This is a genomic window from Arenimonas aestuarii (genome assembly GCF_054781715.1).
The window spans coordinates 116,779-143,514 of sequence record NZ_BAAGTW010000008.1; the positions used below are offsets into that span (position 1 = coordinate 116,779).

26 protein-coding genes and 1 other RNA gene are annotated in these 26,736 nt (G+C 70.0%); 21 read left to right on the forward strand and 6 right to left on the reverse strand.

What is annotated here, in order from left to right:
* Positions 1 to 3: 3 nt before the first annotated feature.
* Positions 4 to 1,863: a S8 family serine peptidase gene (locus ACYVJH_RS12490; protein WP_460454980.1), complete on the forward strand. Its 1,860-nt coding sequence runs from the start codon at positions 4 to 6 to the stop codon at positions 1,861 to 1,863.
* A 90-nt stretch (positions 1,864 to 1,953) separates the two neighbouring features.
* Here ACYVJH_RS12490 and ACYVJH_RS12495 read toward each other — a convergent pair whose 3' ends face one another.
* Positions 1,954 to 2,688 carry a hypothetical protein gene (locus tag ACYVJH_RS12495; protein WP_460454981.1) on the reverse strand — a complete coding sequence of 245 codons (735 nt, stop codon included), beginning with the start codon at positions 2,686 to 2,688 and terminating at the stop codon, positions 1,954 to 1,956.
* Positions 2,689 to 2,746: 58 nt separating this feature from the next.
* Positions 2,747 to 4,411: an energy-dependent translational throttle protein EttA gene (gene ettA / locus ACYVJH_RS12500; RefSeq protein ID WP_460454982.1), complete on the reverse strand. Its 1,665-nt coding sequence runs from the start codon at positions 4,409 to 4,411 to the stop codon at positions 2,747 to 2,749.
* 230 nt (positions 4,412 to 4,641) lie between these two features.
* Here ettA and creD point away from each other — a divergent pair, with 230 nt between their 5' ends.
* The 11 genes from creD (at position 4,642) to ACYVJH_RS12555 (ending at position 13,615) form a co-directional block, all read left to right on the forward strand.
* Positions 4,642 to 5,958, forward strand: a complete 1,317-nt coding sequence (creD, locus tag ACYVJH_RS12505) for a cell envelope integrity protein CreD (protein WP_460454983.1) — start codon at positions 4,642 to 4,644, stop codon at positions 5,956 to 5,958.
* Positions 5,959 to 6,033: 75 nt separating this feature from the next.
* Positions 6,034 to 7,284 carry a serine hydroxymethyltransferase gene (gene glyA, locus ACYVJH_RS12510; RefSeq protein ID WP_460454984.1) on the forward strand — a complete coding sequence of 417 codons (1,251 nt, stop codon included), beginning with the start codon at positions 6,034 to 6,036 and terminating at the stop codon, positions 7,282 to 7,284.
* 10 nt (positions 7,285 to 7,294) lie between these two features.
* The gene (gene nrdR, locus ACYVJH_RS12515) at positions 7,295 to 7,810 is read left to right on the forward strand and encodes a transcriptional regulator NrdR (RefSeq protein ID WP_460454985.1); all 516 of its coding nucleotides are present in this window, start codon (positions 7,295 to 7,297) and stop codon (positions 7,808 to 7,810) included.
* 52 nt (positions 7,811 to 7,862) lie between these two features.
* Positions 7,863 to 8,318 (forward strand): GNAT family N-acetyltransferase, encoded by a 456-nt coding sequence (locus ACYVJH_RS12520; RefSeq protein WP_460454986.1) that lies wholly within the window; start codon positions 7,863 to 7,865, stop codon positions 8,316 to 8,318.
* A complete protein-coding gene (ribD, locus tag ACYVJH_RS12525; RefSeq protein WP_460454987.1) occupies positions 8,315 to 9,403 on the forward strand; it encodes a bifunctional diaminohydroxyphosphoribosylaminopyrimidine deaminase/5-amino-6-(5-phosphoribosylamino)uracil reductase RibD in 1,089 nt (362 codons plus the stop codon). Before ACYVJH_RS12520 ends, ribD begins: the two co-directional genes overlap by 4 nt.
* Before the next feature lie 110 nt (positions 9,404 to 9,513).
* Positions 9,514 to 10,119: a riboflavin synthase gene (locus ACYVJH_RS12530; RefSeq protein ID WP_460454988.1), complete on the forward strand. Its 606-nt coding sequence runs from the start codon at positions 9,514 to 9,516 to the stop codon at positions 10,117 to 10,119.
* Positions 10,116 to 11,204, forward strand: a complete 1,089-nt coding sequence (gene ribB / locus ACYVJH_RS12535; RefSeq protein WP_460454989.1) for a 3,4-dihydroxy-2-butanone-4-phosphate synthase — start codon at positions 10,116 to 10,118, stop codon at positions 11,202 to 11,204. The genes ACYVJH_RS12530 and ribB overlap by 4 nt, the downstream gene beginning before the upstream one ends.
* 38 nt (positions 11,205 to 11,242) lie before the next feature.
* The gene (ribH, locus tag ACYVJH_RS12540) at positions 11,243 to 11,710 is read left to right on the forward strand and encodes a 6,7-dimethyl-8-ribityllumazine synthase (RefSeq protein WP_460454990.1); all 468 of its coding nucleotides are present in this window, start codon (positions 11,243 to 11,245) and stop codon (positions 11,708 to 11,710) included.
* Entirely contained in the window at positions 11,707 to 12,168 is a 462-nt protein-coding gene (nusB, locus tag ACYVJH_RS12545) for a transcription antitermination factor NusB (RefSeq protein WP_460454991.1), read from the forward strand. Before ribH ends, nusB begins: the two co-directional genes overlap by 4 nt.
* Positions 12,168 to 13,130: a thiamine-phosphate kinase gene (gene thiL / locus ACYVJH_RS12550; protein ID WP_460454992.1), complete on the forward strand. Its 963-nt coding sequence runs from the start codon at positions 12,168 to 12,170 to the stop codon at positions 13,128 to 13,130. The genes nusB and thiL overlap by 1 nt, the downstream gene beginning before the upstream one ends.
* A complete protein-coding gene (locus ACYVJH_RS12555) occupies positions 13,127 to 13,615 on the forward strand; it encodes a phosphatidylglycerophosphatase A family protein (RefSeq protein WP_460454993.1) in 489 nt (162 codons plus the stop codon). Before thiL ends, ACYVJH_RS12555 begins: the two co-directional genes overlap by 4 nt.
* Here the strand turns inward: ACYVJH_RS12555 and ACYVJH_RS12560 are convergent.
* From ACYVJH_RS12560 to ACYVJH_RS12575, 4 genes are read right to left on the reverse strand one after another with little or no spacing between them, the layout of a single operon-like run.
* The gene (locus ACYVJH_RS12560) at positions 13,612 to 14,214 is read right to left on the reverse strand and encodes a uracil-DNA glycosylase family protein (protein WP_460454994.1); all 603 of its coding nucleotides are present in this window, start codon (positions 14,212 to 14,214) and stop codon (positions 13,612 to 13,614) included. The two genes, ACYVJH_RS12555 and ACYVJH_RS12560, sit on opposite strands and share 4 nt — an antisense overlap.
* Positions 14,211 to 15,614: an FAD-binding oxidoreductase gene (locus ACYVJH_RS12565; RefSeq protein ID WP_460454995.1), complete on the reverse strand. Its 1,404-nt coding sequence runs from the start codon at positions 15,612 to 15,614 to the stop codon at positions 14,211 to 14,213. Before ACYVJH_RS12565 ends, ACYVJH_RS12560 begins: the two co-directional genes overlap by 4 nt.
* Before the next feature lie 28 nt (positions 15,615 to 15,642).
* Positions 15,643 to 16,011, reverse strand: a complete 369-nt coding sequence (locus ACYVJH_RS12570) for a YraN family protein (protein ID WP_460454996.1) — start codon at positions 16,009 to 16,011, stop codon at positions 15,643 to 15,645.
* Positions 15,995 to 17,776: a penicillin-binding protein activator gene (locus tag ACYVJH_RS12575; protein WP_460454997.1), complete on the reverse strand. Its 1,782-nt coding sequence runs from the start codon at positions 17,774 to 17,776 to the stop codon at positions 15,995 to 15,997. The genes ACYVJH_RS12570 and ACYVJH_RS12575 overlap by 17 nt, the downstream gene beginning before the upstream one ends.
* A gap of 61 nt (positions 17,777 to 17,837) precedes the next feature.
* Between ACYVJH_RS12575 and rsmI the strand changes: the two genes are divergently transcribed.
* From rsmI to mraY, 9 genes are all read left to right on the forward strand, one after another.
* Positions 17,838 to 18,671 carry a 16S rRNA (cytidine(1402)-2'-O)-methyltransferase gene (gene rsmI / locus ACYVJH_RS12580; protein ID WP_460454998.1) on the forward strand — a complete coding sequence of 278 codons (834 nt, stop codon included), beginning with the start codon at positions 17,838 to 17,840 and terminating at the stop codon, positions 18,669 to 18,671.
* Positions 18,672 to 18,738: 67 nt separating this feature from the next.
* Positions 18,739 to 19,092: RNase P RNA component class A (rnpB, locus tag ACYVJH_RS12585), an RNA gene on the forward strand.
* Positions 19,093 to 19,387: 295 nt separating this feature from the next.
* Positions 19,388 to 19,834, forward strand: a complete 447-nt coding sequence (mraZ, locus tag ACYVJH_RS12590; RefSeq protein WP_460454999.1) for a division/cell wall cluster transcriptional repressor MraZ — start codon at positions 19,388 to 19,390, stop codon at positions 19,832 to 19,834.
* Between the two features lie 5 nt (positions 19,835 to 19,839).
* The gene (gene rsmH, locus ACYVJH_RS12595) at positions 19,840 to 20,796 is read left to right on the forward strand and encodes a 16S rRNA (cytosine(1402)-N(4))-methyltransferase RsmH (protein WP_460455000.1); all 957 of its coding nucleotides are present in this window, start codon (positions 19,840 to 19,842) and stop codon (positions 20,794 to 20,796) included.
* A 2-nt stretch (positions 20,797 to 20,798) separates the two neighbouring features.
* Positions 20,799 to 21,062, forward strand: a complete 264-nt coding sequence (gene ftsL, locus ACYVJH_RS12600; protein WP_460455213.1) for a cell division protein FtsL — start codon at positions 20,799 to 20,801, stop codon at positions 21,060 to 21,062.
* A complete protein-coding gene (locus ACYVJH_RS12605; RefSeq protein ID WP_460455001.1) occupies positions 21,059 to 22,810 on the forward strand; it encodes a peptidoglycan D,D-transpeptidase FtsI family protein in 1,752 nt (583 codons plus the stop codon). Before ftsL ends, ACYVJH_RS12605 begins: the two co-directional genes overlap by 4 nt.
* Complete coding sequence (locus ACYVJH_RS12610; protein ID WP_460455002.1) at positions 22,807 to 24,285, forward strand: UDP-N-acetylmuramoyl-L-alanyl-D-glutamate--2,6-diaminopimelate ligase; 1,479 nt, start codon at positions 22,807 to 22,809, stop codon at positions 24,283 to 24,285. The genes ACYVJH_RS12605 and ACYVJH_RS12610 overlap by 4 nt, the downstream gene beginning before the upstream one ends.
* Positions 24,282 to 25,664, forward strand: a complete 1,383-nt coding sequence (locus tag ACYVJH_RS12615) for a UDP-N-acetylmuramoyl-tripeptide--D-alanyl-D-alanine ligase (RefSeq protein WP_460455003.1) — start codon at positions 24,282 to 24,284, stop codon at positions 25,662 to 25,664. The genes ACYVJH_RS12610 and ACYVJH_RS12615 overlap by 4 nt, the downstream gene beginning before the upstream one ends.
* Positions 25,654 to 26,736 carry a phospho-N-acetylmuramoyl-pentapeptide-transferase gene (gene mraY / locus ACYVJH_RS12620; protein WP_460455004.1) on the forward strand — a complete coding sequence of 361 codons (1,083 nt, stop codon included), beginning with the start codon at positions 25,654 to 25,656 and terminating at the stop codon, positions 26,734 to 26,736. Before ACYVJH_RS12615 ends, mraY begins: the two co-directional genes overlap by 11 nt.

The window sequence follows — 26,736 nt, forward strand, 5'->3', positions numbered from 1 at the left end:
TTCGTGAACAAGCTGACCCGTAATCTGCTCTGCACTGCTGTCGCTCTGGCGTTCTCGGGCGCGGCCCTGGCTTCCCAGCCGGACGCAGACCGCTACATCATCAAATTCCAGGATGGCGCCCGCGGCAATGCCGAAAACGCCGTGCGCGCTGCCGGCGGCAGCGTCAAGCTGCAGATCTCGGGCATGAACGCGATGGCCGTCTCGGTTCCCGCGGCTGCCCTCAATGGCCTGCGGAACAACCCGAACATCGAATACATCGAGCAGGACCACCCGCGTTACCTGATGGCGCTGTACAACGACGACGCAGGTAACCCGACGACCACCCAGCTGACCCCCTATGCGATCTACCAGTCGCAGGCCAACCAGGTCGCGCTGAACCTGGCCAGCGCCAAGACGGTCTGCGTCATCGATTCCGGCCTGGCCTATTCGGGCCAGGGCGAGACGGGCGGTCCGAACATGGACTTCTCGGACAGCAACATCACCGGCAGCAACGACAGCGGCACCGGCAACTGGTTCCAGGACGGCGGCCCGCACGGCACCCACGTCGCCGGCACCATCGCCGCGCTCGACAACGGCTTCGGCGTGGTCGGCATGGCGCCGGGCAACCCGCTGCATATCGTCAAGGTCTTCAACGAGGCGGGCTGGGGCTACTCCTCCGACCTGGCCAATGCGGCCTCGAAGTGCTCGCAGGCCGGCGCGAAGATCATCTCTATGAGCCTGGGCGGCGGTGGCGCCAACAGCACCGAGCAGAACGCATTCGACCAGTTCACTGCCAATGGCGGCCTCGTCATCGCCGCGGCGGGCAACGACGGCAACAGCGTGCGTTCCTATCCGGCCGGCTACAAGTCGGTGATGATGATCGGCGCCAACGACGCCAACAACCAGATCGCCGACTTCTCGCAGTTCCCGTCCTGCACGGTCACGAACGGTCGCGGCAAAAATGCGACCACCGAGACCCACGACGGCTACTGCGTGGAAGCGACCGCCGGCGGCGTGGACACGCTGTCCACCTATCCGGCCGGTGGCGCCACGCTTTCCACGCTCGAAGCCGACGGCAGCGGTTTTGCGTCGTCCGCCATGGAGAACGTCGGTTCCGCGTCCGGTGCCACCTTCTTCATGGGTACGGCCGAGTCGACGGCCGCCGGCGCGGCCGGAAGGGTCTGCGTCATCGATCGCGGCGTGATCTCCTTCCACGACAAGGTGAAGAACTGCCAGAACTCCGGCGGCATCGGCGCAATCATCATCAACAACGAAGCGGGCATGCTGTACGGAACGCTCGGCACCGCCAACACCACCTCGATCCCGGCGGTTGGCGCCGCGCTTGAAGACCGCAGCGCGCTGGTCGGTTCGTCTTCCGCCGCGGTCAGCATTGGCGCCGGCGACTACGGCTACATGAGCGGCACCTCGATGGCCACCCCGGGCGTGTCCGGCGTCGCGGCCCTGGTGTGGTCGAACCATCCGACCTGCACCGGCACGCAAATCCGCGACGCCCTCAAGGCCACGGCCGAGGACGGCGGTGCGGCGGGTCCGGACGCTTACTTCGGCTACGGCATCGTCAAGGCCAAGGCGGCCAGCGACTACCTGACCGCGAGCGGCTGTGGTGGTGGCAACGAGCCGCCGCCGCCGGCGGGCGCGCCGGAGAACCTCAGCGGTTCGGTGAACAAGCGCGGCAAGAACTACAACTACAGCCTGTCCTGGAGCGGCGGTGGCTCGACGGTGGACATCTTCCGCAACGGCGGCAAGATCACCACGACCAGCAATTCCGGCGGCTTCAGCGAGAACCTGGGCGCCACCTCGGCGAGCTACCAGGTGTGCAATGCCGGCACCACCAGCTGCACGGCCACCGTCATCGTCACGTACTGAGTCGACACGGCAACCGGTTGCACAGAAGGCCCGCGCAAGCGGGCCTTCTTCATTCGGCGAGGCTTGTGCGCACGTGGGAACGTTCTACTGCTAGCCGACGAACAGGGAAAAGGCCCGATTCGTGAATTCGTTCCAGCCCGGAGCCCGCGCGAGTGCGTGGCGCAAGAAGCCACTGCCTTGCACCAGCAACAGCCCAAGCAGGTAGATCCAGGGCCAGCGGCGTTCGAAAAGTGCATCCTTGAAGATGCCCGCGAGCAGCGGCAGGCTGATGAGGAGCAGGATGGCCGGGAAAACCGGAAGCTCAAACGTTGACAAGGCGCGGGCACTCGCCGGCTCGAGCAACTGTGCGTGGGCAACGATGATCCATCGTTTGTGCCAGTCCGGCCGGTTGCGAAACCGGATCGCCAGCCCGATCGCCAGGGCAAAGCCGAGCATGATCACCAGCGGCAGCGCGAACAACCCGGCGTCCTTTCCATCTGCAAGCCAACGCGTGGCCTGCACGCCTCCGACATAGATTCCCGTGACGACCAGCGCCAGTGCCAGCCAGGCGGTCCACAGGCCGACCCGGCGATGGTCGCGAATGCGCCCCGCGCGGATCTGCCAGGGCTGGTAGACCGCCAGCGCCAGCCACAGCGTGAACACCAGGGCGTGGAGCACGACGCCAGGGTAGATCGGTGCGCTCCCGGCAAGCGGGGTCGAACCGAATGGCAGCAGGTAGAAGTTCCGGGCAAAGCCAATCAGGCCAAGCGCTGCGACGTAAATGCCGACCAGGAGATAAAAAGCGTCGCCACGTTCCGCGGGCAAGGCCCTGCCGTATACGCCCATCGCGATTCTCCGTACTGGCGCGCGGCTCTGTCCGCGCGCCGGTGGTGGGAGGAATAGCTTACTTCAAAGCCTTGAAGCGCAGGCGGTGCGGGCCGGCGGCGTCTTCGCCGAGGCGGCGCTTCTTGTCTTCTTCGTATTCGCGGTAGTTGCCCTGGTAGAACTCCACGTGCGAGTCGCCCTCGAAGGCCAGGATGTGCGTCGCGATGCGGTCCAGGAACCAGCGGTCATGCGAGATGACCAGCGCGCAGCCCGGGAATTCCAGCAGCGCGTCTTCGAGCGCACGCAGGGTTTCGATGTCCAGGTCGTTGGACGGTTCGTCGAGCAGCAGCACGTTGCCGCCCTGCAGCAGGGTGGCTGCCATGTGCAGGCGGCCACGTTCACCGCCCGACAGCGTGCCCACCAGCTTCTGCTGGTCCTGGCCCTTGAAGTTGAAGCGGCCGATGTAGGCGCGTGACTGGATCTCGACGCCGTTGATGTTGAGGATGTCCGAGCCACCCGACACCGCCTGCCACACGTTCTTGTCGGCATCGAGTGAATCGCGCGACTGGTCCACGTAGGCCAGCTTCACCGTCGGGCCGATGTTGATCTCGCCCGTGTCCGGCTTTTCCCGGCCGGTAAGCATGCGGAACAGCGTCGACTTGCCGGCGCCGTTGGGGCCGATGATGCCGATGATCGCGCCGCCCGGCACCGTGAAGTTCAGGTCCTCGAACAGCAGCCGGTCGCCGTAGCTCTTCGACACGTTCTTGAACTCGATGACGTTGTTGCCCAGGCGCTCGCCCGGCGGGATGAAGATCTCGTTGGTTTCGTTGCGCTTCTGGTACTCGACAGACTGCAGGTCCTCGAGGCGCTGCAGACGGGCCTTGCCCTTGCTGCGGCCGCCCTTGGCGTTCTGGCGCGACCACTCGAGTTCGCGCTGCAGCGCCTTCTGGCGGGCCTTTTCCTGGGACTCTTCCTGCTTGAGTCGGTCGGACTTCTGCTGCAGCCATTCGCTGTAGTTGCCCTTCCAGGGAATGCCGCGGCCGCGGTCGAGTTCGAGGATCCACTCGGCGGCGTTGTCCAGGAAGTAGCGGTCATGGGTGACCGCCACCACGGTGCCCGGGTAGCGGGCCAGGAACTGTTCCAGCCACTCCACCGACTCGGCGTCGAGGTGGTTGGTGGGTTCGTCGAGCAGCAGCATGTCGGGCTTGGACAGCAGCAGGCGGCACAGCGCCACGCGGCGCTTCTCGCCGCCCGACAGCGGGCCCACGATGGCGTCCCAGGCCGGGATGCGCAGGGCGTCGGCGGCGACCTCCAGCTGTTGTTCCAGGGTATGGGCGTCGCCCGAGGCCAGGATCGCTTCCAGGCGCTCCTGTTCCTTGGCCAGCTTGTCGAAATCGGCGTCTTCCTCGGCATAGGCCGCGTAGACCTCGTCCAGGCGCTGCTGGGCCTGCAGGATGTCGCCCACGCCTTCTTCCACGGCTTCGCGCACGGTGTGTTCGGGGTTGAGCTTGGGCTCCTGCTCCAGGTAGCCGATCTTGATGCCCGGCTGCGGGCGCGCCTCGCCGGTGAAATCGGTGTCCACGCCGGCCATGATGCGCAGCACCGTGGTCTTGCCCGAGCCGTTCAGGCCCAGCAGGCCGATCTTGGCACCCGGGAAGAAGGACAGTGAGATGTCCTTGATGATCTGCTTCTTCGGCGGCACGGTCTTGCTGACGCCGATCATGGTGTAGATGTATTGCGACATGGTGTTTCCCGGTTCAAGCGCGCCGGCGCGCAGGTAGCGCGGGGCCGGGCGGGGGTGGGGCCGCGCCAGGGGGCGCAGCCGGTCCGTCAATCGGAGGGGCGGCCATTATCGCTGAAACGGTGCCCGGCCTGAACCGCCCGCGTTTTGCCATTTCGCTGCCGTTGTACCGCCAGATCCGGCTGTTTCCATGTCCCTGGCCGCATTTGGCGGCGGTGAACGGGGATCGCGCCATGCGCATTGGATGGAAACTGGCCCTGGTCGGGCTGCTGCTGTTGCTGCTGCTGGTGCCGCTGATGATGCTCAGTGGACTGGTGTCCGAACGCCAGCAGCGCGGGCGGGAGGTGGCGGCGGAGATCGCCCGGGCCACGGCCGGCGAGCAGGCCCTGGTGGGCCCGCTGCTGCTGGTGGAGGCCGAACACCGCGTCGAGCACCGACGGGTGGTGAACCGCGGCGGCCACATGAGCCAGGAAACCGAAGAGACCGTGCAGCCCTTCCACTACCTGGTCGCGCCCGAGCGGCTCGCCGTGGACGGCAGCCTGCGCAGCGAGCGCCGCGGACGCAGCCTGTTCAGCGTGCCGGTCTTCCATGCCAGCCAGACCCTCCAGGGCCGGTTCCGGCACGTGCCGCCGCCGGTGGATGCCGGCGAGCTGCAGCCCAGGCGTGCCTGGCTGGTGCTCGGCCTGGGCGACAACCGGGGCGTGCGGCGGATCAGCCTTGAGCTGGCGGGCAAACCGGTCCCGGTCGAGCCGGGCTCGCGCGTGGCCTGGCTGGGCGAGGGCCTGCATGCGGCGGTACCGCTGGCGGCCCTGGACGATGAGCTGGGCTTCCTGGTGAACCTGGACCTGGCCGGCACGGGATCCCTGGCCTGGGTGCCGGTGGGGGGCGAAACCAGCGTCAGCCTGGCCGGCGACTGGCCGCACCCGGGTTTCGAGGGCCACCACCTGCCGGACCAGCGCGAGGTCGGCGAGGCGGGTTTCAGCGCCCGCTGGGCGGTATCGCGGCTGTCGAGCCGGGTGTCGCAGGCCCTGGCGGCGTGCGCGCCGGGCGACGGGCAGTGCAAGGGCGTGTTCGAAGGAGCCTTCGGCCTGCGGCTGGTGGAGCCGGTGGATCGCTACCTGATGACCGACCGGGCGATCAAATACGCCCTGCTGTTCCTGGGCCTGGTGTTCGGCGCGGTGTTCCTGGTCGAGGCCCTGGCCGCGCGGCCGGTGCATTTTGTCCAGTACGGGCTGGCGGGGCTGGCGATGGCCATGTTCTACCTGCTGCTGCTGTCGCTGTCCGAGCACGTCGGCTTCGGGCCGGCCTACGCCACGGCGGCCCTGGCCTGCAGCGGCCTGCTGGGCTTCTACCTGGCCGGGGTGCTGGGCGGGCGGGGCCGGGGGCTGGGCTTCGGCCTGGGCCTGGCCGGACTGTACGGCCTGCTCTACCTGTTGCTGCGCTCGGAAGACCACGCCCTGCTGGTGGGCAGCGGGGCGCTGTTCGCGGCCCTGGCGACGGTGATGGCGCTGACGCGCAGGGTGGACTGGCACACGCTGGGCAAGGGCTGAGGGGGCGGCGGGCAGCCCAAAGACAAGAAGGCTACAATTTCGGCATTGCAGCCTAATCAAGGAAGCGCGCCCCCGATGTTTGCCAAGGACATGCAGATTGCCGGTTATGACGATGAACTGGCCCGGGCCATCGCCCAGGAGGCCCGGCGCCAGGAAGACCACGTCGAGCTGATCGCCTCGGAGAACTACGCCAGCCCGCGCGTGCTCGAGGCCCAGGGCACCGTGCTGACCAACAAGTACGCCGAGGGTTACCCGGGCAAGCGCTATTACGGTGGCTGCGAATTCGTGGACATCGCCGAGAAGCTGGCGATCGAACGCGTCAAGCAGCTCTTCGGCGCCCACTACGCCAACGTGCAGCCGCATTCGGGTTCGCAGGCCAATGCCGCGGTGTACCTGGCGCTGCTGCAGCCGGGCGACACGATCCTGGGCATGTCGCTGGCGCACGGCGGCCACCTGACCCACGGCGCCAAGGTCAATTTCAGCGGCAAGCTTTTCAACGCCGTGCAGTACGGCGTCAACGAGCAGGGCCTGATCGACTACGACGAGGTCCAGCGCCTGGCCACCGAACACCAGCCGAAGATGGTGGTGGCGGGCTTCAGCGCCTACTCGCAGGTGGTGGACTGGGCGCGCATGGCGGAGATCGCCAAGTCGGTCGGCGCGTATCTGTTCGTGGACATGGCGCACGTGGCCGGCCTGGTGGCGGCGGGCGTGTACCCGAACCCGCTGCCGTTCGCCGACGTGGTGACCTCGACCACGCACAAGACCCTGCGCGGCCCGCGCGGCGGCATCATCCTGGCCCGGGCCAACGAGGCGCTGGAGAAGAAGTTCCAGTCGCTGGTGTTCCCGGGCACCCAGGGTGGCCCGCTGATGCACGTGATCGCCGCCAAGGCGGTGGCCTTCAAGGAGGCGCTGGAGCCGGGTTTCACCGACTACCAGAAGCAGGTCGTCAAAAACGCCCAGGCCATGGCCAAGGCGATGATGGCGCGTGGTTACAAGATCGTTTCCGGCGGCACCGAGAACCACCTGATGCTGATCGACCTGATCGGCCGCGACGTCACCGGCAAGGATGCGGAGGCCGCGCTCGGCGCTGCCCACATCACGGTCAACAAGAACGCCGTGCCCGGCGACCCGCGTTCGCCCTTCGTCACATCGGGCCTGCGCATCGGCACGCCGGCGGTCACCACCCGCGGCTACAAGGAGCCGGAGTGCGTGGCGCTGGCGAACTGGATCTGCGACGTGCTCGACGCGCCGACGGACGAAAACGTCATCCGTGGCGTGCGCGAGAACGTGACCAAGCAGTGCCACGCTTTCCCGGTCTACGGCTGACAGGCTCCGGATGTTCTGTCCCTTCTGCCAGCACACCGACACCCGCGTGATCGATTCGCGCGTGTCCGACGACGGCAGCACCATCCGCCGCCGGCGCGAGTGCGAGGCCTGCGGGGAGCGTTTCAATACCTTCGAGAACGCCGAGCTGAAGCTGCCGGCCATCGTCAAGAGCGACGGCCGCCGGGAGGCCTTCGACGAACGCAAGCTGCGGATCAGCTTCGACCGGGCGCTGCAAAAACGCCCGGTGTCGGCCGAAGACATCGACGTCGCGGTGCGCGGCGTCATCCACGCGCTTCGCCTCACCGGCGAACGCGAGCTGCCTTCGCTGCGTGTCGGCGAGTTCGTGATGGCCGAGCTCAAGAAGCTCGACCAGGTGGCCTACGTGCGCTTCGCGTCGGTGTACCGCAAGTTCGAGGACGTGCAAGCTTTCCGCGAGGAAATCGAGCGGCTCGAACGCGACCTGCCCGGCCTCGAGGGCCTGCAGCTGCCCTTGCTCGACGCCGCGGCGGACAAGGCCAAAAAATGAACCGGGGTCAGTTGCGGCCCGCCGGGAAATGAGCCGGCTCGAGATACGGCCCTTGGCCGATTGCCCGGGGCAGGCGGCACGGCTGGCGGCCTGGCACGTCGGGCACTGGGGCCACTTCTACGACCCGGCCGACTGGAACCTGGCCTTGGCCACCGCCGAACTCGAGGACCATGCAAGCCGGCGCGGCCGGCCGACCACGCTGGTGGCGATGCAGGACGATGCGCCGGTGGGCTCGGTGAGCCTGGTGGATGAAGACGCCCCGGAATTCAGGGGCGTCGGCGAGGCCTGGCTGGCCAGCCTGTTCGTGCTGGAGCCGGCGCGGGGTCGCGGCATCGGGGCGGCGCTGGTGCGCGCCTGCGTGGCGCTGGCGGCGCGGGAGCGGGTGCCCAGGCTGTGGCTGTTCACCCCGGAACACGTCGGCTTCTACGCCGCGCTGGGCTGGCGCGACCAAGGCGCGGCGACGCTGCGTGGCCAGCCCGTACACCTGATGGACATCGTCCCGGCATGACCCCGTTTTCCGCCCACGACCACGCCCACATGGCGCGCGCCCTGCAGCTGGCCGAGCGCGGCTGTTTCACCACCAAACCCAATCCGGTGGTCGGCTGCGTCATCGCCGACGGCGGCCGGGTGCTCGGCGAAGGCTGGCATGAACGCGCAGGCGAACCACATGCCGAAGTCATGGCGCTGCGCGCCGCCGGTGGCCGGGCTTCGGGCACCACGGCTTATGTCACGCTCGAACCCTGCGCCCACCACGGCCGCACGCCGCCCTGTGCCGACGCGCTGGTGGCGGCGGGCGTTACCCGGGTGGTGGCGGCCTGCCGCGATCCGTTCTACCAGGTGGCCGGGCAGGGGTTTGCCAAGCTCGCCGCCGCCGGCATCACGGTCGAGCACGGGCTCATGGAAGCCGCGGCGCGCCACCAGAACCGCGGCTTCATCTCGCGCATCGAACGTGGCCGGCCCTGGGTGCGGGTGAAGCTGGGCATGAGCCTGGACGGACGCACGGCGCTGGAAGACGGCGTTTCGAAATGGATCACTTCCGAAGCGTCGCGCGCCGACGTGATGCGCTGGCGTGCGCGCTCGGGCGCCATCATGACCGGCATCGGTACCGTGCTTGCCGACGACCCGCGGCTGACGGTACGCCTGACCGGCGACGAGGCCTTCGTGCCGCCACTGCGCGTGGTGCTGGACGAACGCGGCCGCCTGCCGGCCACCACGGCCCTACTCACCGACGGTGCCGCGCCGACCCTGGCCGTGCATGGCGACGACGTGGTGCCCGACTACGGCGATGACGTGGACGCCTTCGCGGTGCGCCGCGCGGGCGCGGGTCTGGATCTGAACGCGGTGCTGTCGCAGCTGGCCCAGCGCGGTGTCAACGAACTGCAGGTCGAGGCCGGAGCCACGCTGTCCGGCGCCCTGGTGGCCGCCGGGCTGGTCGATGAGCTCCTTCTCTACGTCGCGCCGGTGCTGCTGGGCGACCGCGGCCGTCCCCTGCTCGCCGGCGTGACACCGGCGTCAATGGCCGACCGCATCGGCCTGCGCCTGCTCGAAACCCGCCAGGTCGGCCCCGACCTGAGGCTGCTGCTGGCGTCATAGGCAGCTGCGGTCGGAGAGGACGGTTCGTTCCACTGGCCGGTGAAGCCCGTCCCGGTCGGCCCGCGTACAATGGCGGGCTTCCGGCGAAAGCCGGCTTTCTGGGTGCTGGGATGTTCACGGGACTGATCCAATCGGTTGGCCGCCTGCTGGCCCGCGAGCCGCGCGGCGGCGACCAGCGCCTGCGGTTCGGCTGGGGCGCGATGGCGCACGATGACGTGGCCCTGGGCGAGTCGATTGCCGTCAATGGTTGCTGCCTGACCGTCGTGGCCTTCGGTGCCGAGGGCTGGGACGCCGATGTCTCCAACGAGTCCCTGGCCCTGACGACGCTCGGCTCGCTGCCGGTCGGCGCGGCGGTGAACCTGGAGCGATCGCTTCTGCCCACCGACCGCCTGGGCGGGCACCTGGTCTCGGGCCACGTGGATGCCGTCGGCCGCGTCGAAAAGATCTGGGACGACGGCCGCAGCCAGCGCTGGCGCTTCGCCGCGCCGGCCTCGGTGCTGCGCTACGTCGCGGTGAAGGGCTCGATCGCCGTCGACGGCACCAGCCTCACCGTCAACGCCGTCGACGCCACCGGCTTCGAAGTGAACCTGGTGCCGCACACCGTCGCCCACACCGCCTTCGGCGAAACCGCCGCCGGCGACGCCGTCAATCTCGAGGTCGACACCGTCGCCCGCTACGTCGAGCGGCTGCTGGCCGCCCGCGAGGAATCCGCATGAGTTTCGCCCCCGTCCCCGAACTGCTCGAAGAAATCCGCCAGGGCCGCATGGTCGTGGTGGTGGACGACGAGGACCGCGAGAACGAAGGCGACCTGATCATGGCCGCCGAGCTGGTGAAGCCGGCCGACATCAACTTCATGGTCACCCATGCCCGGGGCCTGGTCTGCCTCTCGCTCACCCGCGAACGCTGCCGGCAGCTGGGCCTGGGCCCGATGGTGCGCGACAACAACTCGCCCTACCAGACCAACTTCACCGTCAGCATCGAAGCCGCCGAAGGCGTCACCACCGGCATCAGCGCCTACGACCGCGCGCACACCATCCGCACCGCCGTGCGCCCCGATGCCGCCGCCGACGACCTGACCCAGCCCGGCCACATCTTCCCGCTGATGGCCCAGCCCGGCGGCGTGCTCACGCGCAGCGGCCACACTGAGGCCGCCAGCGACCTGGCCCTGCTGGCCGGCCTCGAGCCCGCCGGCGTGCTGGTGGAGATACTCCATCCCGACGGTTCGATGGCGCGCCGCCCCGAGCTCGAGAAGTTCGCCGCCGAACACGGCCTGAAGATCGGCTCGATCGAGGACCTGATCCGCTACCGCCTGGAAACCGAACACACGGTCGAACGCGTGGACGAGCGCGACATCCCCACCGCGCACGGCGACTTCCGCCTGGTGACCTATCGCGACCGGCTCAGCCGCGACCTGCATTTCGCCCTTGTCCTGGGCCAACCGCGCGCCGATACGCCCACCCTGGTGCGGGTGCACGTCAAGAACCCGCTGTCGGACGCCCTGCACTGGCAGCGCGCCGATTTTGGCGTCGCCACCGGCGACGCGCTGGCCGCCGTGGCGGCGGCGGGCGAGGGCGTGGTGGTGGTGCTGTCCGAACCGCTGTCGCCCGACGACCTGCTGGCCCGCATCACCGAAGCCACCAGCCCCGATGCCCCGCGCGCGCGCGAATGGCGCCGCAACGGCGCCGGCGCCCAGATCCTGCACGACCTGGGCCTGGGCAAGCTGCGCGTGCTTGGCACCCCGCGCCGCCAGGTCGGCCTGGCCGGCTACGGCCTTGAAGTGATCGAATACGTCTCGCCCTGAACGGGTAAACTGGCGTCCCACATCCCGTCCCGGTCCCCATGACCCACTTCGAAGGCGACGTCCGCAGCCCCGCCGCGGCCCGTTTCGCGATCATCGCCAGCCGCTGGAACCCGCGCATCACCGATGCGCTGGTCGACGGTGCGCGCCGGGCCTTCGAGGGCAACGGCGTCACCGCCGACGCCGTGGACGTCATCCGCGTCCCCGGCGCCTGGGAACTCCCCGTGGCTACCGCCAACGCGCTCGACCGCCAGGGTTACGCCGGCGTGGTCGTGCTGGGCTGCGTGGTGCGCGGCGATACCCGCCATTTCGAACAGGTCGCCGACGAATGCGCGCGCGGCCTGATGAGGGTGTCCCTGGACACCGGCGTACCGGTGGCCAATGGCGTGCTGGCGGTCGACGACTACGCCCACGCCGAGGCACGTGCCGACGGCGCCCACGGCAACAAGGGCGAAGAAGCCGCGCTGGTGGTGATCGAAATGGCCAACCTGATTGGAAAACTGGCATGAAGCATCCCCGACTCGACGGCGTCGACCCGCAGGCGCGTTCGCGCGCACGCCGCCGCGCGCTGCAGGCGGTCTACGCCTGGCAGATGTCCGACACGGCCATCACCAAGGTGCTCGAACAGTTCCGCAACGAGCAGGACATGGAGATCGCGGACGTCGAATACTTCGAGGACCTGGTGCGCGGCGTGCACACCAACCTGGCCTCGCTGGACGAGGCGCTGGCGGTTTTCCTCGACCGCGAGATCGACCAGGTCGACCCGATCGAACGCGCGGTGCTGCGCATCGCCGCCTACGAGCTGCGGCATCGCATCGACGTGCCCTACCGGGTGATCATCAACGAGGCCATCGAAACCACGAAGCGTTTTGGTTCCGAGCATGGCCACACCTTCGTCAACGGCGTGCTCGACCATGCCGCCGCCGACTGGCGCACGGCCGAGGCCCAGGCGCCGCGCCGGTCCTGATGCCGGGCGAATTCGCCCTGATCGACCGCATCCGCGCCCGCGCGGCGCGGCGCGACGACGTGGTCAGGGGCATCGGCGACGACGCCGCCGTCCTGGCCGCGCCGGCTGGCCATGAACTCATCGTCACCTGCGACACCCTGGTCGCCGGCGTGCATTTCCCCGATGGCACCGGCCCGGCCGACGTGGGTTACAAGACCCTGGCGGTCAACCTGAGCGACCTGGCCGCCATGGCCGCGGCGCCGGCCTGGTGCACGCTGGCGCTGACCCTGCCCGAAGGCGACGACGCCTGGCTGGATGCTTTCCTCGACGGTTTCCTGGAACTGGCCGATGAACACGGCGTGTCCCTGGTCGGCGGCGACACCACGCGTGGCCCGCTGGCGATCACGGTCACTGCCCTTGGCCTGGTGCCGACCGGCCAGGCCCTGCTGCGCAGCGGTGCGCGCGCGGGCGAGGACATCTGGGTCACCGGCACCCTGGGCGACGCCGCCGGCGGCCTGGCGCAGTGGCGCCAGCGCGGGCCGGCGTCGGCCAAGCTGCGTTATCGCCTGGACCGCCCGACGCCGCGCGTGCAGGCCGGCCTGGCCCTGCGCGGCCTGGCCAGCGCGGCGGTCGACCTCAGCGACGGCCTGGCCGCCGACCTGGGCCACGTGCTGGCCGCCAGCGGCGTCGGTGCACGCCTCGACCTGGGCCGCCTGCCAAGTTCGCGCACCCTGGCCGACCACTTCGAAGAAAACCGCCGCTGGGAGCTCCAGCTCACCGGCGGCGATGACTACGAGCTGTGTTTCACCGCGCCTGCTGCCAATGCGCTCGCCATCGAACAGGCCATGGCCGCGCTCGAGCTGCCGGCCACCGTGGTCGGCCAGGTCGAAGCCGAACCGGGCCTGCGCCTGCTCACGCCCGAGGGCGGCGCCTGGTCACCCCCGGCCACCGGTTACCAGCACTTCGAAGGTGGCCACGCATGAGCAAGCTGCCCGAGGGTACGCGCCGGCGCCTGATGAAACACCCGCTGGGCTGGATCGCCGCGGGTTTCGGCGCCGGCTTTTCGCCCAAGGCGCCGGGCACTGTCGGCAGCGTCGCCGCCCTGCTGCCCTGGTGGTTTTTCATGAAGGACCTGCCGCTGCCGGCCTACCTGGCGGTGGTGGTCGCGGGTTTCGCGCTTGGCTGGTGGGCCGCGCACTGGGTTATCCACGATACGAAGATCGAAGACCCGGGCCTGGTGGTCTGGGACGAATACGTCGGCATCTGGATCACCCTGCTGGCGGTGCCGGCCGGCTGGCCGTGGATGCTGGCCGGCCTGGTGCTGTTCCGCATATTCGACATCGCAAAACCCTGGCCGGTGAGCTGGGCCGACCGCAAGCTGCACGGCGGCTTCGGCGCCATGTTCGACGACGCCCTGGCGGGGCTTTACGCCCTGGCCGTCCTGCAGCTTGTGGCGCGGTTTTTCTAAGGCTGTTTTTCGATCAGCGACGCAACGCGTGAACGCAGCGCCGGCACGACGTCGGCGTCGAACCAGGGGTTGTGCTTGAACCAGCCGGTATTGCGCGGGCTGGGGTGGGGCAGGGGGAATACGCGCGGCGCATAGTCCCGCCAGGCCTGCACGGTGTCGGTCAGGGTCTTGCGGCGATGCTCGGCCAGGAAAAAGGCCTGCGCGTACTGGCCGATCGCCAGCACCAGTTCCACCTGCGGCAGCAGCGGCAGCAGTCGCGGGTGCCAGGTGGCGCGGCATTCCGGGCGGGGCGGCAGGTCGCCGGAGGCCCCGCGGCCCGGGTAGCAAAAACCCATCGGCACGATCGCGACCTTCGATTCGTCGTAGAACACCGCCTTGTCCAGGCCCAGCCAGCCACGCAGGCGCACGCCGCTGGCGTCGTCCCAGGGAATGCCGCTGCCGTGCACCAGGGTGCCGGGCGCCTGGCCGACCACCAGCAGCTTGGCGCTGTCGCTGGCGCGCAGCACCGGGCGCGGGCCCAGGGGCAGGCTGGCTTCGCAGATGCGGCAGGCGCGGATCTCGCCAAGCAGCTGCTCGAGCTCGCTGCGCGGCCGGCTCATGCCTGGCCTTCGGCCGGCGCCGGCAGCACCTTGCCGGGATTGAGGATGCCGGCGGGGTCGAACTGTGACTTGATCGCCCGCATCAAGGAAAGCGTCGCCTGGTCCAGCGACCTGGCCAGCAGCTCGCGCTTGACCAGGCCGATGCCGTGTTCGCCCGACACCAGTCCGCCGAGCGCGATGACCGCGTCGAAAACGGCCTCAAGGGCCGCCGCGGCGCGTGCGCATTCATCGGGGCTGGCCGGATCGTAGAGGATGTTGACGTGCAGGTTGCCGTTGCCGGCATGGCCGAAACACACGATGGCCAGCGACTGCGCCGCGGCGGCCTCGCGGACCGCGGCCACCAGGGCCGGGATGCGCGACACCGGCACCACCACGTCTTCATTGATCTTGCCTGGCGCCAGCGTGCGCAGCGCCGGCGAGAGCGCCTTGCGCGCGGCCCAGAGGCGGGTGCGCGCGGCTTCATCGGGTGCGGCTTCCACCGCCAGGCAGCCGGGGCCGTCGGCGGCGCGCGTCAGCGCGGCGACGGCGGCGTCCAGCACGGCCTCGTCGCCGTCGGCTTCGATCATCAGCAGCGCGCCGGCGTCCGCGGGCAGGTCGGCGCCGCCGACCTCGCGGGCCAGGCGCACGCAATCGCCGTCCATGAATTCAAGCATCGAAGGCGTGACCGGCTGCGCCATCAATCGGGCGACGGCAGCCGCGGCCGATTCCACGTCGGCGTACAGCGCGCGCAGGGCGCGTCGATGCGTCGCCATCGGCGTCAGCTTCAGGGTGGCCTCGACGATCAGCGCCAGTGTGCCCTCGGAGCCGATGAGCAGGCGCGACAGGTCGTAGCCGCTCGCGCCCTTGGTCGTCGCGGCGCCGAACTCCACCAGGGCGCCGGTGCCAGTGACGGCCTTGAGCGCCAGCACGTTGTCGCGGGTTGCGCCGTATTTCACCGCGCGCGGGCCGCCGGCGTTGCAGGCCAGGTTGCCGCCGATGGTGCTGAAGGCGGCGCTGGTGGGGTCGGGCGGCCAGAACAGGCCGTGCGGCGCCAGCGCTTCCTGCAGGTCGCCGTTGAGCAGGCCCGGCTGCACGATCGCCACCCGGTCGCCGGGCCGGATGGCCAGCAGCTTGTCCATGCGTTCGAAGGAAACCACCAGGGCGTCCTCGCCGGGCACGGTGGCGCCGGTGGTATTGGTGCCACGGCCGCGGGCGACAACCGGCAAGCGATGGTCGCGGCACAGGCCGACGATGGCCTGCACCTGCGCCGCGTCGGTGGGCAGCGCCACCGCCAGCGGCAAGCCCTGCCGCCGGGAGTTGTCGAAGCCGTAGACCAGGCGCTCGGCGGCATCGAGCAACAGGCCGCCGGGTCCCAGCAGGGTCCGCAGTTCGTCGGCCAGCGAGGCAGGCAGCTCGGTCATGATGCGAGTGTAGGGCAAACGCCGGATTTCACAGGTCGTCGAGCGTAAATGCCGCACGCTGCCAGTCGAGGCCGGCGGGCGAAGCGGCGACGATATCGAAGCGGCAGGGCGCGTCGGCGAGCTCCGGCTGCCGAGCGAGCCAGGCGCGGGCCGCGAGGACGATGCGGCGGCACTTGCGCCGGTCGACCGAGGCCAGGCCGCCGCCGAATCGATCATCGCGGCGGTAGCGCACTTCAACGAAGACCACGGCCTCGCCGTCGCGCATCACCAGGTCGATTTCGCCGAACCGGTAGCTGACGTTGCGGGCCAGCGTGCGCAGGCCCTCACCCTCCAGCAGCCGGCACGCCGCGATTTCCGCAGCGTCGCCCGAGGCCCGCTTTTCAGGGCGTGCCGGCATCCGAGGCCGACGCGCCGTCGTCCTGGTACAGCGCGCCGTCGGGCGCGGGACGCGGGCGGCCGCCGCTGAACACGGCCCAGGCCGGCGCGCGCTGGACCTGGCCGGTGGCGTCGAGCGTGAGTTCGCCGGTGGCGCCGCGCACCTGGGCGCCCGGGTCGGACACCAGCTTGTCCAGGTAAACCGCCAGCTTCCAGGCGTCCATGCCGAAGGCGAACAGGCGGGCGCCGCCACCCTGGGCGCTCGGCAGGGTGCTGCCTACCGTGTCCGGGTCGGGCAAGCCACCGCGCAGGCCGATCAGCCAGGGCAGCTCCGGGTATTCGATGCCGTCGAGTTCGGTGTCCATGCGCAGGTTGGCGCCCGACAGGATCAGCGAGGTCGCCACCCTCGGCACGCCGGCCAGGCCGGCCGGTTCGACCTGGCTGGCCAGCAGCCGCGCTTCGGCGGCCTTGAGGCTCAGGAACAGCGCTTCGGGGCGCAGTCCGCCCGCCGACTGAACCGCCTGCTGCAGGGCCGGCACGATGTCGGGGTTGTCGGCCGGCATGCTGACTTCGGCGATGATCTCGCCGCCGCGTGCGCGCATGTGGTCGCGGAAAGCCGCCAGGCCGCGCTGGGCGGTTTCGTCGGCCTGGCTGACCACCAGCACGCGGCGAAGGCCACGCTGGAGCAGGCGTTCGGCGGCCGCCACGCCTTCGTCCTCGGGCGCCAGCGCGTAGCTGGCGCTGCCCGGGGTCGGCGGATGGCTGCCGCGATTGAGTGCGACGGTGGGCAGTGACAGCTCGGGCAAGGCGAACAGTTCGTTCACCGCGTCGCGCGACAAGGGGCCGACCAGCATCTGGGCGCCGTCACCGGTGGCTTTCGCCAGGGCCGCACGCAGGCCGCCGGGCGCGCCGGTATCGTAGAAGCGCAGGGCCGGGCGGCGGCGGGATTCCGCGTAATAACCGGCCAGCATGCCGTCGCGAACCGACTGGCCGGCCGCGGCCAGCGGACCGGTCAGCGGCAGCAGCGCGGCCAGGCGCTCGGGCGGGCGGTAGCCGTCGAATTCGGCGCGGGGCAGGGCGTCGAGTCCGGGCGTGCTGCCGCTGCGGTCGTAGGGACGCGGCAGCGGCAGGCCACGCTGCGACAGCGCGCGGCCCGCATAGGCATAGAGCGGATGGCCGACCGGCAGCGCCGCGGCCTTGGCCGACAGCGCGGCATCGGATTCAACCGAAAGCAGGCTGGCGATTTCGCCGACGGTGGCGACGCGGCTTTCGCCGAGCTGGCGCGTGGCCAGCCAGGCCAGGTCGCCGGCGGCGTCGAAGCCGCGACCCAGACGGCGCAGCGCGTCGGCACGCAGTGCGTGCCAGCGCGCGGCATACGCATCGGGCACCGACTCACGGCGCTGGCCCAGCAGCGCCAGGGCCGCTTCGGCCTGGCCCGCTTCGAGCCGGAAACCGGCGTTGAGCAGGTCGTGCAGGAGTTCGTCCTGGCCCTCGAGGCGGCGGCGCGGTGCATTGGCGAACGCGGCGCGCGCGGCTTCGGCTTGGCCGGCCAGCTGGTGCTGCCAGGCGGCGCGCAGCCAGGCGCGGGCGCGGGCGTCGCCGCGGGCCTGTTCGGCCTGGGCGGCGTAGGCGCGCGCGGCTTCGGCGTGGCGGCCTTCGTCAGCCAGCTGCGATGCGGGTGAAGTTGGCGCGGCCGGCGCCGGCGCACCGGGGTCGCGCTGCACCGAGACGCTGGCGCAGCCGGCGAGCAGGGCGAGGGCCAGCAGAAGTGGGGCGGTTCGCAGCATGGTCGGGGTCCGGGTTCGTGGCGCGTAAGATGATACCCGGTGCACAAGGAGGGCGCGGTCAATGACGAACACACAGGCAGGTGCGCTTCATGTGGTGGCCACCCCGATCGGAAACCTGGGTGACCTGACCGCGCGTGCGCGCGAGGTGCTGGCCTCGGTGGACGCCATCTGCGCCGAAGACACCCGGCACACGCGCCAGCTGCTGGGCGCGCTGGGCATCGAACGGCCATTGCTGGCCCTGCATGAACACAACGAGGCCGACGTCGCCTGGAAACTGGTGGAGCGCCTGAAAGCCGGCGACTCACTGGCCCTGGTGTCCGACGCCGGCACGCCGCTGGTCAGCGATCCGGGTTACCGGCTGGTGCGCGAAGTGCGCGCGGCCGGCCTGCGCGTGATCCCGCTGCCGGGGCCCTGTGCGGCGATCGCGGCGCTGTCGGTGGCCGGCTTGCCCAGCGACCGGTTCTGCTTCGAAGGTTTCCTGCCGGCCAAGGCGTCGGGACGACGCGAACGCCTGACGGCGCTGGCCCGCGAACCCCGGACGCTGGTGTTCTACGAAAGCTCACACCGCATCGAAGAATGCCTGGCCGACCTGGTGGCGATATTCGGACCCGAACGCGAGGCGGTGCTGGCGCGCGAGCTGACCAAACTCTTCGAAACCGTGCTCGGCGACACCCTGGGCGAGCTGGCCGAACGCGTGGCCGCCGATGACAACCAGCGCAAGGGCGAGTTCGTGCTGGTCGTGCGTGGCTGCGAAGACGACGGCGAGGCGCGGCTCATCGAAGGCCAGCGCATCTACGCCAAGCTCGCCGAACACCTGAAACCCTCGGTGGCCGCCAGGCTCGCGGCCGACCTGAGCGGCGCGCCGCGCAAGGCGCTCTACGGCGGCGGCGAATGAAGCGCCCGGCGGCCACCGCCGGCGGCTGAAACGGCGATGCCCCGCCTGTGCGAGAATCCGCCCCGGCGGAGTCGGCCGAGGCAGTCGCGTCGCAGCAATGCGCCGAGGAAAGTCCGGGCTCCACAGAGCAGGGTGCCAGGTAACGCCTGGGCGGCGTGAGCCGACGGAAAGTGCAACAGAAAACAAACCGCCGAACGGCCCGCAAGGGTGCGTGGTAAGGGTGAAACGGTGGGGTAAGAGCCCACCGCCCGGGGGGACAACGCCCCGGGGCACGGCAAACCCCACCCGGAGCAAGACCAAATAGGGGTGCTATGGCATGGCTCGTGCCGCACCCGGGTTGGTTGCTTGAGGCCTGCGGTGACGCAGGTCCCAGAGGAATGACTGTCCACGACAGAACCCGGCTTAATGGCCGGCTCCGCCACTTCCTCGCCCCACCCATCCGCGCAATCGCCCCGCCCGGGGCTTTCGGCCGGCCGCCCTGGCCGCTGCCGGTCCTTTCCGCGACGTGTTTCACGACTTTGGATCAAATCCATGTGAAACAACAGTTGCCGAATGGTTCTTAAACAAGACTCTCAAGTATCGCGCAAGGCGTTGATCCGCTTGGCGAAATTCCCTCCCAATTGTCCTTGACACCCCGTAGGGGCAGGTCTAACGTGGGCATCTGAGGGAATTCCGGGCTTTTTGTGGTTTTTAGTGGCGAGGGTGGATCCGAGGCGATGTTCCAGGGCGAAACGGCGATCACGATCGATGACAAGGGGCGGCTGGCCATTCCCACGGCTTACCGCGACCTGGTCGCGCGCGCCTGCGGCAACCGCCTGGTGGTCACCTACAACCCCTACGAAGCCGGCTGCCTGTGGCTCTACCCGGAAGCGACCTGGGAAAAGGTCCGCGACCAGGTCAACGCCCTGCCCAACGCCAAGCGCGTGCACCGCAACCTGCAGCTCAAGCTCGTCGGCGCCGCCACCGTGGTCGAGCCCGACGGCAGCGGCCGCGTGACGCTGCCGGCCAGCCACCGCAACGCGGCGGGCCTGGAGAAGAAGGCCGTGCTGCTGGGCATGGGCGGCAAGTTCGAATTGTGGAGCGAGCAGGCGCACCTCGCGCAGATCCGTCAAACCATCGGTGAAGACGAGATCAGCGAGGACATGCTCGACCTGAGGCTGTGACGGGCATGGCCGGGATGCGTCCTGGAACGCAGCCCAGCCATCTTCCGGTGATGTGGGCGCAGGTCATGGACGGCCTGCAGGTACGCAGGGATGGCAGGTATCTGGATGGCACGTTCGGGCGAGGGGGCCATGCGCGCGGCGTGCTCGACCGGCTGGGACCGGATGGACGGCTGTTGGTGATGGACAAGGATCCTGAAGCGATCGCCACCGCGCACGCGCTTTCCAGCGCGGACGGGCGGGTTCTCGCCCGCCAGGGCTCCTTCGCCGGCATGGCCGAATGGGACGAAGCCGCGGCCGGCCTGGACGGCGTGATGCTGGACCTGGGCGTTTCCTCCCCGCAGCTCGACGTCGCCGAGCGTGGTTTCAGTTTCGGCAAGGACGGCCCGCTGGACATGCGCATGGATCCGGGCTCGGGTGAAAGCGCCGCCAACTGGCTGGCGCGCGCCGACGAACGCGAGATCGCCGACGTGCTGTGGAAGTACGGCGAGGAAAAACTCAGCCGCAAGATCGCCCGCACCATCGTCGCCCGCCGCGACGACGAGCCGCTGCTGCGCACCGGCCAGCTGGCCGACCTCATTGCCTCGGTGCTTGGCCGCGGCGACGGCAAGATCCATCCCGCCACGCGCAGCTTCCAGGCCATCCGCATCCACATCAACCGCGAACTCGAAGACCTCGAGGCGGGCCTCGACGCCGCGCTCAAGGTGCTCAAGCCCGGCGGCCGGCTGGCGGTGATCAGCTTCCACTCGCTCGAAGACCGCATCGTCAAGCAGTTCATCAACCGACACGCCAAGGCGCCCCCCGGCAACCGACGCATGCCGGTGGAACAGCCGTTCACGCCGGACCTGCGCGACCTCGGCGGCGCCCTGCGCGCCACGCCCCAGGAAGTAAAGGACAACCCGCGCGCGCGCAGCGCCGTGCTGCGTGTCGCCGAGAAGCTCGCCGTGCAGGGGGAGCCCGCGTGAGCCTGCGCAACTTCGCCCTGTTCGTGCTGGCCCTGGTGGTGATCACCAGCGCCCTGGGCGTGGTCTGGGCGCGCCACCTGCATCGCCAGGCCTACATCGCGCTGAGCACCCTGGAAAGCGAGCGCGACGAGCTCAACATCGAATTCGGCCGCCTGCAGCTGGAGCAGGCCACCTGGTCGGAAGCCAACCGCATCGAACAGGTCGCCGGCACCCGCCTGGGCATGACCTTCCCGGCCGACACCGACATCGTGGTGCTGCAGCCATGAGCGGCCGGGCCAACTACAGCCCGCGCAGGCGCCTGATGGTGGTCGGCGGCATCCTCGGCACCTGCTGTGCCGTGCTGGTGGCGCGCGCGGCGCACCTGCAGGTGGTCAGCGAGGAGTTCTACCAGCGCCAGGGCGACGCCCGCTTCCTGCGCGAGATCCCCATCGCCACCTCGCGCGGCATGATCACCGACCGCAACGGCGAACCGCTGGCGGTGTCTTCGCCGGTGGAATCGATCTGGGCCAATCCGCAGGAACTGCTGCTGCACCCGGATCGTCTTGGCGAGCTGGCCGAGGCGCTGTCGATCCCGCGGGACGTGCTGACCCGGCGCGTGTCCGAGCGTGCCGACAAGGAGTTCGTCTACCTGCGCCGGCACCTGAACCCGGACGTCGCCGAGGCCATCACCGCCCTGGGCATTCCCGGCGTGTACTCGCAGCGCGAATTCCGGCGCTTTTATCCCTATGGCGAGGTGATGGCCCACGTGCTGGGTTTCACCAACATCGACGACAAAGGCCAGGAAGGCCTGGAACTGGCCTTCAACCACCACCTGACCGGCAAGGAAGGCAAGCAGCGCGTCATCCGCGACCGCCGCGGCCGCATCGTCGAAAACGTCGACCTGGTCGAGGCCGCCGAACCGGGCGGCGACCTGATGCTGTCGATCGACCGCCGCATCCAGTACCTGGCCTACCGCGAGCTCAAGTCCGCCCTGGTCGAAACCGGCGCCACCAGCGGATCGGTAGTCGTGCTCGACGTGCCCACCGGCGAAGTGCTGGCGATGGTGAACCAGCCGTCCTACAACCCGAACTCGCGCGTCGGCGCCGACGCCGAGTCGCGCCGCAATCGCGCCGTCACCGACGTGGTCGAGCCGGGTTCGGTGATGAAGACCTTCACCCTGGCGGCGGCGCTGGAGGCGGGCAAGTTCACCCCGGCGTCGCTGATCAATACCGCGCCGGGTTACACCACCTTGCCCGGTGGCTACACGGTCAAGGACTTCCGCAACTACGGCACGCTCAGCCTGGCCGGGATCCTGACCAAGAGTTCCAACGTCGGCGCCATCAAGGTGTCCAACGAGCTCAGCGCCGACCACCAGTACGACATGTACCGCCGCTTCGGCCTGGGCCAGCGCAGCGGCAGCGATTTCCCGGGCGAACTGCAGGGCGTGCTGACCTCGGCCGCGACCTGGGGTCCGACCGAAAAGGCGAGCATTTCCTATGGTTACGGCCTGTCGGTGACGCCGCTGCAGCTGGCGCGCGCCTACGCCGCCGTCGGCAACCACGGCCGGCTGATGGAGGTCACCTTCGTCAAGGGTGGCGCCGGCGAAGGCACCCAGGTCATCGACCCGGCGATCGCGGGCCAGCTGATGGACATGCTCGAAACCGTGGTCGGTCCCGACGGCACCGCCCGCCGGGCCGCCGTGCTCGGCTACCGCGTGGCCGGCAAGACCGGCACCTCGCGCAAGGCCAGCGGCGGCGGTTATGCCGCCAACCGCTACGCCGCCGTGTTCGTCGGCCTGGTGCCGGCGACCAACCCGCGCTTCGCCATGGCCGTGGTCATCCACGAACCGCAGGGCCTGGAATACGGCGGCGGCGCGGTGTCGGCGCCGGTATTCCACCGGGTGATGGAGGGCGCGCTGCGGCTGATGGACGTGCCGCCGGACGACATCGAAGGCTGGTACGCCGCGCAGGCGGCCAACCAGGCCAGGCAGGCGCGCCAGGCCGCCGCGGCCGCGCCGCGCGAGGTGGCGCCGTGACCCGCGCCATGCCCCTGCACGCATTGCTCGAGGGCCTGGCCCTCGCGCCGGCCGGGCTGGACCCGCTGGTGACCGGCCTGGGTGCCGACAGCCGCGCCCTGCAGGCCGGCGATGCCTTCGTCGCGCTGGCCGGCGAAAGCACCCACGGCCTTCGCCACCTCGACCAGGCGCAGGCCGCCGGTGCCAGCGTCATCCTGTATGAACCGCCGGCGCCGGAGGCGCTGCCGCTGCCGGCCAACGCCATCGCCTTCCCGGGCCTGCGCGCGCGCCAGGGCGAGCTGGCCGATCGTTTCTACGGCGCGCCGTCGAAGGCCCTGCGCCTGGTCGGCGTCACCGGCACCAACGGCAAGACGTCGACGGTGCAGCTGATCACCCAGGCCCTGGCGCTTTCCGGCGTGACCGCCGGCAGCATCGGCACCCTGGGCGCCGGGCTGCACGGCCGACTGGTGGCCGGCGAACGCACCACGCCCGACGTGATCGCCGTGCACCGCCTGCTGGCCGGCATGCGCGACGATGGCGCCAGCCACGTCGCGATGGAAGTGAGCTCGCACGCGCTGGCCCAGGGTCGCGTGGACGCCGTCGCGTTCGACGTCGCGGTGTACACCAACCTCACCCGCGACCATCTCGATTTCCACGGCAGCATGGACGCCTACGGCGAGGCCAAGGCGCTGCTGTTCGGCTGGCCCACGCTCGAAGCGGTGGTGATCAATCTCGACGATCCTTTCGGTGTGCGGCTGGCCGCGCGCATCGCGCCCGGCGTACGCATCATCGGCACCAGTGCCCGCGGTGCGGCGCAGGCGAACCTGCGCGCCGACGGCGTGCGGCTGGTGCCCGAAGGCCTGCGGTTCACGCTGTCCGGGGCCGGGGAAAACCACCCGGTGTCCTCGCCGCTGCTGGGCCGCTTCAACGTCGAAAACCTGCTTGCCGTCGCCGGCACCCTGCATGCACTGGGCTGGTCGCTGGCCGATGTCGCGGCGATGCTGCCGCGGCTGTCGCCGGTCGGCGGCCGCATGAGCCGCGTCGGCGGCCGCGATGGCCAGCCGCTGGTGGTGGTGGATTACGCGCACACGCCCGATGCGCTGCAGCAGGCCCTGGCCGCGCTGCGCGAACACACCCCGGGCCGCCTGACCTGCGTCTTCGGCTGCGGCGGCGAACGCGACGCCGGCAAGCGGCCGCTGATGGCCGCGATCGCCGAAGCCGGTGCCGACTGGGTCATCGTCACCGACGACAACCCGCGCGGCGAAGACGGCGACGCCATCGTCGCCGGCATCCTGGCCGGCTTCACCCGCCGCGACGCGGTGCACGTCCAGCGCGACCGTCGCCGTGCCATCGCAATGGCACTGGCCGACGCCGCGGCGGGCGACATCGTGCTGGTCGCCGGCAAGGGCCACGAGCCCTACCAGGAAGTCGCCGGCGTGCGCCACGCCTTCGACGACCTGCAGGTCGCCGGCGAACTGCTGGAGGCGCGCGCATGAGGCCGCTGATGCTCTCGCAGGTCGCGCGCTGGGTCGAAGGCCGCCAGCTCGGCGCCGACGTGGAAATCCACTCGGTGGGCACCGACACCCGAAACCTGGCGCCCGGTGCGCTGTTCGTTGCCCTGCGCGGCGAGCGCCACGACGGCCACGACCTGGCCGGGCAGGCGCTGGCGGCCGGTGCCTCGGCGCTGCTGGTGCAGCGCGAAGTCGACTGCGCGCTGCCGCAGGTGCTTTGCGCCGACACCCAGGACGCACTGGGCGAACTGGCGGCCGGCGTGCAGCAGGGCCGCCCGGCGGTGGTGATCGCCCTGACCGGCAGCAACGGCAAGACTTCGGTGAAGACGCTCGTGCTGGCGATCCTGTCCGAAGCCGGCAAGGCCTACGCCAACCCCGGCAACCGCAACAACGAAATCGGCCTGCCGCTGGCGGTGCTCGAGGCGCCCGAAGACGCACGTTTCGCCATCTACGAAATGGGTGCCGGCAAGCCGGGCGACATCGCCTACCTGGCCTCGATCGCGCCGCCCCAGGTCGCGCTGGTGAACAACATCATGCCGGCCCACCTCGAGCGCATGGGCAGCCTGCTCGGCGTGGCCGAAACCAAGGGCGCGATCTACGAGGCGCTGCCCGACGACGGCATCGCGGTGGTCAACGCCGACGATGCCTTCGCGCCCTGGTTCATGCAGCGCATCGGCGAACGCCGCTGCCTGCGCTTCGGCATCGAGAACGACGCCGACGTGCGCGCCAGCGCCCTGCGGCTGGGCCCGGAGGCCTCGCTTTTCCGCCTGCACACGCCCGGTGGCGACGCCGACGTGGCGCTGCCGCTGGCCGGCCGCCACAGCGTGATGAACGCGCTGGCCGCGGCCGCGCTGGCCCTGGCTGCCGGCGCCAGCCTGGAGAACGTGGTCACCGGCCTGCAGTCGGCGCCCGCGGTGCCCGGCCGGCAGGTGCCGCACGCGCTGCGTGGTGGCGCGGTGCTGGTGGACGACAGCTACAACGCCAATCCCGGTTCGGTCGCCGCCGCCATCGCCGCGCTGGCCGAAACCGGCGCCGAGGCCTGGCTGGTGCTGGGCGACATGGGCGAACTGGGCGAGGGCGCCGAGGCCCTGCACGCCGAGGTTGGCGAACGTGCGCGCCGGGCCGGCATCAAGCGGCTCTGGACCGTCGGCGAACTCAGTGCCGCCACCAGCCGCGCCTTCGGTGACGGCGGCCACCACTTCAACGACCAGGCCGGCCTGCTTGCCGCGCTGGGCCCGGCGCTCGCCGCCGCCCCCGCGGGGCTGCGCTGCCTGGTGAAAGGCTCGCGTTCGAGCGCGATGGACAAGGTGGTTGCCGCGCTGCTGGCGGCCGACAGGCAAGGAGACGCCGACCATGTTGCTTGAACTGGCCCGCTGGCTGAACGAAATGGGCTGGATGCCGCCGCTTTTCGGCTACATCACCTTCCGCGCCATCCTCGGCGCGCTGACCGCGCTGCTGCTGTCGCTGTGGCTTGGCCCGGCCGTGATCGCCCGCCTGGCCCGGCTCAAGGGCGGCCAGCCGATCCGTGCCGACGGCCCGCAGTCGCATTTTTCCAAGGCCGGCACGCCGACCATGGGCGGCGCGCTGATCCTGCTCACCATCGGCCTGTCGACCCTGCTCTGGGCCGACCTGCGCAACCGCTACGTGTGGGTGCTGCTGGCCGTGATGGTGGCCTTCGGCGCCATCGGCTGGCTGGACGACTGGATCAAGATCGTCAAGCGCGATCCCAACGGCCTGAAGTCGCGGCACAAGTACGCCCTGCAGTCGCTGTTCGGGCTGGCCGCGGCGCTGGCACTGTTCTGGACCGCCGACCATCCCAGCAACACCACGCTGTTCCTGCCCCTGCTCAAGGATTTCGCGATCCCGCTGGGTGGCCTGTTCGTGGTGATCGCCTATTTCTGGATCGTTGGTTTCTCAAACGCGGTGAACCTGACCGATGGCCTCGATGGCCTGGCCATCATGCCGACGGTGCTGGTGGCGGCGGCGCTGGGCATCTTCGCCTACGCCTCGGGCAACGCGGTGTTCTCGGAATACCTGCAGATCCCGCCGATCCCCGGTGCGGGCGAAATCACCATCTTCTGCGCGGCGATCGCCGGCGCCGGCCTCGGTTTCCTGTGGTTCAACACCTATCCGGCCATGGTCTTCATGGGCGACATCGGCGCGCTGGCGCTGGGCGCGGTGCTGGGCACCATCGCGGTGATCGTTCGCCAGGAAGCCATCCTCGTGCTGATGGGCGGCATCTTCGTCGTCGAAACCCTGTCGGTGATGATCCAGGTCGCCAGCTTCAAGCTGACCGGGCGGCGGGTGTTCCGCATGGCGCCGATCCACCACCATTTCGAGCTCAAGGGCTGGCCGGAGCCGCGCGTGATCGTGCGCTTCTGGATCATCTCCGTGATGCTCGTGCTGGTCGGCCTCGCCACGTTGAAGGTGCGCTGA